The following is a 6035-nucleotide window of genomic DNA, read 5'->3' as shown; positions in this document are numbered from 1 at the left end:
TTCACAGCTTAATTCCTCGTGTCATTTATATTATGTGTTCAAGTCCCAAAGGACACACAACACCTCGGCGCGTCTCATTGGTTGTGTGTATCTAACTACAGCAAAAACAGTGTGTCAAGACAGGAAAACATTAGTGTCATTTGCTATTTACGTTTTTTGTGAACAGGCTCTAAACTGTTAACAATTCACTACTTAAGTGTTTGCTTATATAGCATAGGGTTATTTTAAGCATTTAGAGATTGAGCCAAAGCCACATATTGTTCCACAGATAGCGTTTCCGGACGCTGTTTTGGATCTATACCTTGCGTCTCCAACTCAGATGGGGAAACACTATTTTTCAAAGTGTTAGCGATGGTTTTTCGGCGTTGACTAAATGCCTGTGTCACTAAATTACCCAAGGTTTTTATACAGACACCACCGCCGACAAACTGGGCTCTTGGTTGTAGATAAATTATGGCCGATTCAACCTTTGGTGGAGGATCAAAAGCAGTAGGAGGCACAATAAACAATTGTTCGACTTTACACTGATACTGGATCATTACACTCAAGCGACCATAACTTTTATTGCCTGGTGCGGCACAAATGCGCTCTACAACCTCTTTTTGCAGCATAAAGCACATATCTTCAATCAATGCTGCCTGCTCGAGTAAATGAAACAATAAAGGGGTTGTAATATTGTATGGAAGATTACCAATTACCCTGAGTTTTTCACCTTGCTGAGGTAATGCACTGAAATCAAATTCCAAGGCATCCGCTTGATGAATGTGTAGATTGGTCGCTGAACTAAACTGCTTTTCGAGTATTGGTACCAAATCTCGATCCAGTTCGATTACATCCAGCCGCCCGGCATCTTCCAATAATGACGCAGTCAAAGCCCCGCGACCAGGCCCGATTTCGACAATATGTTGATCTTTTTGAGGAGAAATCGCCGCAATAATATCGGCTATTACGGCTTCATCATGTAAAAAGTTTTGACCAAAACGTTTGCGAGCTTTTGGATAGGAACGTGATTCATTCATAGCATACTTTTATTGGATGACATTGTTGCAGCCATGTTGATGGCGGCCTGTAAACTTGTCGAACTCGCCTTACCTGAACCAGCAAGGTCCAAAGCTGTACCGTGATCCACCGAGGTTCGAATAAAGGGAAGACCAAGGGTAATATTAACGGCATCACCAAAGCCTTGATGTTTTAAAACCGGTAAACCTTGATCATGATACATCGCCAGCACGGCATCATAATCGGCCAGACGGGACTTTACAAAAATCGTATCGGCTGGCCATGGGCCAGTAAAATCATAACCTTGCTGTTGCATAAGTTTTATTGCCGGTTCGATAGTTGATTGTTCTTCCGTTCCCAGATGCCCCCCCTCACCGGCATGTGGATTTAATCCACAAACGGCAATACGTGGCTGCTTTAATCCAAAGTCATGCTGCAAACTGTCAGACAGGATTTGCATGATTTTTATCAGACTGTCCTGACTAATGGCATCTGCAACATCACGCATTGGTAAATGGGTAGTGGCTAAAGCTACGCGAAGCTCTGGTGTTGCAAGCATCATGACAACTTTTTCAACTCCGGCTCCGTCGGCAAAGAACTCGGTATGTCCACTAAACGCAACCTGTGCATCATTAATCACACCTTTGTGAACAGGCGCGGTCACGACAGCATCAAATGTATTGTCGAGACAGCCATCTAATGCCGTTTGCAAGGTTTGCAGAACATAAGCTGCATTTGCGGTATTGAGTTGTCCAGCAATTACTTTTTCAGTTAATTTGCAGGGGAGATAGATTATTGTGCCAGCGACACCAGCCTGAGCCGGTATATCAGGATCAAATTGGACTAATGATACGGGAAGATTTAACTCATCAGCACGTTGCTGAAGGAGGGCTGGATCTGCAATAACAATAATCTCATCCTGCTGAGCAGTCTGAGCCAATTGAATGCATAAATCTGGTCCTATTCCTGCTGGTTCTCCCGAGGTGAGTGCTATCCGGCGAATATTGCTCAAAGGTCGCGGTACTCGATATATGCTTCATCACGCATGGCTCTTAACCAGCTTTCAAGATCTTCTTCGATTTTACGTTGTTTGAGTTGTTCACGTGCTTTGTTTCGATTGAATTCATCCGCCATGTTTTGTTCACGACGCTCATCAACCCTAACCAGATGCCAACCAAAACGACTCTGAAAAACATCGCTTACTTCGCCAATTGACAAAGAATTCATTACTTCTTCAAATTCAGGAACCATCACCCCCGGACTTGCCCAGCCAAGGCTACCACCATCAATTGCAGAACCGGTATCTTCAGAATGGGCTCTTGCTAGTTCAGCAAAATCTTCTCCATTCATAATTCGTTCACGTAATTGATTAAGTCTGTTCTGAGCGACTTCATCGGTCACTAATTCATTGGTATTGATCAAAATATGTCGAGCTTTAGTCTGTTTAACCAGATGGGTTTCTTCACTGCGTTTTTCAGCCAATTTAACTAAATGAAAGCCACTGCCACTGCGAATCACATCACTGACTTCACCGACAGCTAAAGTAGGAACCACATTCGCAAATAACGTAGGCAACTCCGCTTGCTTACGCCAGCCTAAGTCACCGCCCTCTAGCGCATTTTGACCATCAGAATAGCCGGCAGCAACTTCGGAAAAGTCACCACCTTGTCTGAGCAAATCTTGAATTTCAGCTAATTTTTGCTCTGCTGCCTGAACTTGTTCGGGTGCTGGCGCATCAGGTAAAGCAACTAAAATATGTAACAGTCGAAAAGCTTGTTCTGAATCCCCCTGCAGATTTTGTGTTGCCAGAAAGCTATCAACTTCACGTTCTGAAACGACTATTGAGTCTTCCACTTCGCTTTTACGTAAGCGATTAATGACCATTTCTTCCCGAATAGTTTCTCTAAATTCGGCAAAATCATAACCATCGCTTTCCAGCGCATCACGAAATTGACGTAATGTTAAATTATTGCTTTCAGCAATCTGTCTGATCGCAGCATTCAATGCATCGTCGGTGACTCGAATACCTGACATCTCAGCTCGCTGAATTTGCAGTCGTTGCATAATAATCCGTTCCAGCACCTGGCGTCGCAGAATTTCAGAAGACGGAATAGTGGCATTACGTTGGCGAAGTTGTTGACGAACTGTCTGCTCCATTTCAACCAGCTCACTGTCTAAAACCACTTCGTTATTCACGACAGCGACAATACGATCAAGCGGTGCGGCCCATACACTGTTAGCAAGCAACACGCCGACAAGCAAATATTTAATCATGAACTATACAAACTCCGTAAATTGATGGCCGATATTATAGCGGTTCAAAGCATTATGACCTAACGGCCAATCAAGTATTTATCAGAATCATTGACAAATTTAGGCGTTAGAAAGTTGAGTATTGATAAGGTTTTTATTCATATCCCATGATGCTATTTTCCAGCAGACTTTCTGATTTTTTACCGAAGCGGCCCAAACCTTTCAGTTCAATTTCAAAATAGATGGCTTTTGTGCGATTTTCACCACCAATGCCACTATTAACATTATTAATAAAGTCAGTGTCCTTAACATAATCTCTGTAAACGATGCGGGTAGCCCAACAACAGCTGTGATATTCAAAACCCGCTAACGATTCGAGTGTCGTACTATCCCTTAATGAACGATAATAACGTCCAATAACGCTCCACCGGTCATTAATTGGCACACTGCCAGAGACATCAATCTGCTCTAGCGGAAACCGATTCTCACCATCATCGCGTCGGTAACGATGGGCAATATTAAATACACCTCCGTCATCGCTACGGTAACGTAATTGCAGAGATGACATACTAGATTGGGTAGTATCTGGATCCCATTGGATTTGTCCGGCCAGTGCCCATTCTTGCGTGATACTGGCAACTGCTTCAGCAATATAATCTGAATCAGAGCTGGTTTCTCGGGCATCAGGTCGTAAATTTACCTTGCGATCAGAAAAGTACTGAATCTGCCCCAAAGTCATTCTTAACTTTTCACGTCCTGTTTCTTCATTGATAAACCGGCTGGTTAATCCAACAGTCACTTGATTTGCATCACCAATCCTGTCTGGACCGGTAAACCTGTCATGGCTGAACATGCTGCCCATACCAAAAGTACGAAGATTAGTGTCAAATAGTGGAATATCATCCTGATTACGATATGGAATATAAAGATAGAACGCTCTTGGCTCTAAAGTCTGGATCATTTTGTTACCAGCAATACTCATCGGTCTTTCAAAAATCAGACCACTATCCAGACTCACCACCGGCAAGGTCCGGCTAATTGAGCTTTCATCAAATTGAGATTGGGCACGCAAGTTGTCCAGGGAATAGTAACTTTGCTTTAACGCAACTCGTGGGGTCGCAAAAAATCCTGCCGTGCCCATTGGTAAACTGACCCCGGGCTCCATATTCAATCGTTGGCCTGTAACTAACTCATTGTGATCAAAAACCGTCAATTCAGAATTAAATTCATAGCTCAAACCATAGGCTTGATCAGGCAATAATCCATTTAACGTCAATTGGGGTAAACGTTGATAAGGATTTTGCACGTCCTCTAAAAGGTTTTGATAACCCTGAACTCTGGCACCAAAACGCCATATATCCCCACTGTAATTGACACTGAGAAGTCGATTCAAATGGGTAGTACTACTTAAACTTAAATTACCGCTAAAATCTTCTAGATAAGCGCGATCGGAAACATAGTTATAATCAACTTGTGTTCGCCAGCGTCTGGCATAACGCCCCTCTTGTTGAAACGAAAAATGTTTCCTAGCATCGTTATAGTTCGGATTGATTTCATCACCATCACTACGCAAATTGTCATTGGCGAGAAAGCCTGCATCAATTAATCCTTCAGACTGAGAAGTCAGATAACGGTACTCACCAATTAGCATTAATCCACGGTCTGACATATAGCGCGGCGTCAGCGTTGCATCTTTATCTGGTGCGATATTCCAGTAGTAAGGTGTACTGACATCAAAACCGGTGTCATTTGAATTGCCGATAGAAGGAATAAGAAAACCGGATTTACGCTCATCGCTTATCGGAAAACTGATATAAGGCGTATAAAATACTGGAACATCCATCATGCGCAGTACTACACCATAAGCCCGGCCAACGCCTTCTTCATGATCCAGGTCAACCTCATTAGCTTTTAACTTCCAGAAATCGTCATCTTCCATACAGGTTGTATAGATAGCGTTTTTCAAATGGGTAGATTGCATACCCTGACGATTCACATGAGTCGCTTCGCCCCGAGCATTCATCTGTTTCATTTGATATTTGGCATCAATCAGCGTGCCGCGATCTTCATTCAGATCCCATTCCGCCTGATCTCCAAAAATCGACATCTGGCTATCACGTAAACGCACATCACCTTGTGCCGTGACCATTCCGCTGGTTTGATTGTAAGTAGCACGGTTGGCATTTAACTGCTGCCCTCCACGACGTACATCCACTTTACCTGTGAAAACAGAGGTTCCTAAATCAACCAGCTGAGCTGTATCAGACTTAAAATCTATCTCACTTTCATCAGTAAGCGCATCTTCGGGTAGGAAAAAATTGGCATCCGGACGGGGGCAATGACTTGGCACATGATAAGACTCTGCAGAAACAAGAGGAGCAAAACAGGAAACAATACCTGCAGATAAAATCATCAGTTTGCGCATCAACATCCCCGGGCAGCCTTGATGGCCGAAAAATCGGCCATTTCCATTCGATAAATAACTGCCAATTTATCGCATAGAAATCTGCTTTCATCAAATCTCCTATCTAATTAAGTAGCTCCGCAATGATATATTTACCATTCATCAATAACTTAGCCATATTCACTCATTACAGCTATGAGTACATATCCCCGTTTCCCCGTGTACCCAAGCAGACTATGTGTAATTATTTTTAAATATTCTGTTGACACAGAAAATCTCAATCCCTATAGTATGCGCTTCCTTTCGGGGGCTATAGCTCAGCTGGGAGAGCGCTTGCATGGCATGCAAGAGGTCGGCGGTTCGATCCCGCCTAGCTCCA

The 6035-nt window shown here is 43.2% G+C and carries 4 protein-coding genes and 1 tRNA gene; 1 reads left to right on the top strand and 4 read right to left on the bottom strand.

The features are described from left to right. Nucleotides 1-224: 224 nt before the first annotated feature. The 4 genes from rsmA to Q7V21_RS15365 all read right to left on the bottom strand — a co-directional run bounded on the left by rsmA (nucleotide 225) and on the right by Q7V21_RS15365 (nucleotide 5677). On the bottom strand, nucleotides 225-1019 hold the full coding sequence (gene rsmA, locus Q7V21_RS15380) for a 16S rRNA (adenine(1518)-N(6)/adenine(1519)-N(6))-dimethyltransferase RsmA (RefSeq protein WP_304918122.1): 795 nt from the start codon (nucleotides 1017-1019) through the stop codon (nucleotides 225-227). After that, nucleotides 1016-2011, bottom strand: coding sequence for a 4-hydroxythreonine-4-phosphate dehydrogenase PdxA (gene pdxA / locus Q7V21_RS15375; RefSeq protein ID WP_304918121.1), 996 nt, complete (start codon nucleotides 2009-2011; stop codon nucleotides 1016-1018). The genes rsmA and pdxA overlap by 4 nt, the downstream gene beginning before the upstream one ends. Continuing rightward, nucleotides 2008-3273: a peptidylprolyl isomerase gene (locus Q7V21_RS15370; protein WP_304918120.1), complete on the bottom strand. Its 1266-nt coding sequence runs from the start codon at nucleotides 3271-3273 to the stop codon at nucleotides 2008-2010. The genes pdxA and Q7V21_RS15370 overlap by 4 nt, the downstream gene beginning before the upstream one ends. A gap of 133 nt (nucleotides 3274-3406) precedes the next feature. Further along, nucleotides 3407-5677, bottom strand: a complete 2271-nt coding sequence (locus Q7V21_RS15365) for an LPS-assembly protein LptD (protein WP_304918119.1) — start codon at nucleotides 5675-5677, stop codon at nucleotides 3407-3409. A 285-nt stretch (nucleotides 5678-5962) separates the two neighbouring features. On the opposite strand from Q7V21_RS15365, the gene Q7V21_RS15360 reads away from it, so the two are divergent. Beyond that, a tRNA-Ala gene (locus Q7V21_RS15360) sits at nucleotides 5963-6035 on the top strand.

This window comes from Methylophaga sp., assembly GCF_030651745.1.
Note: the sequence above shows the minus strand (reverse complement) of the source record. Positions and strands in the feature narration are given on the sequence as shown.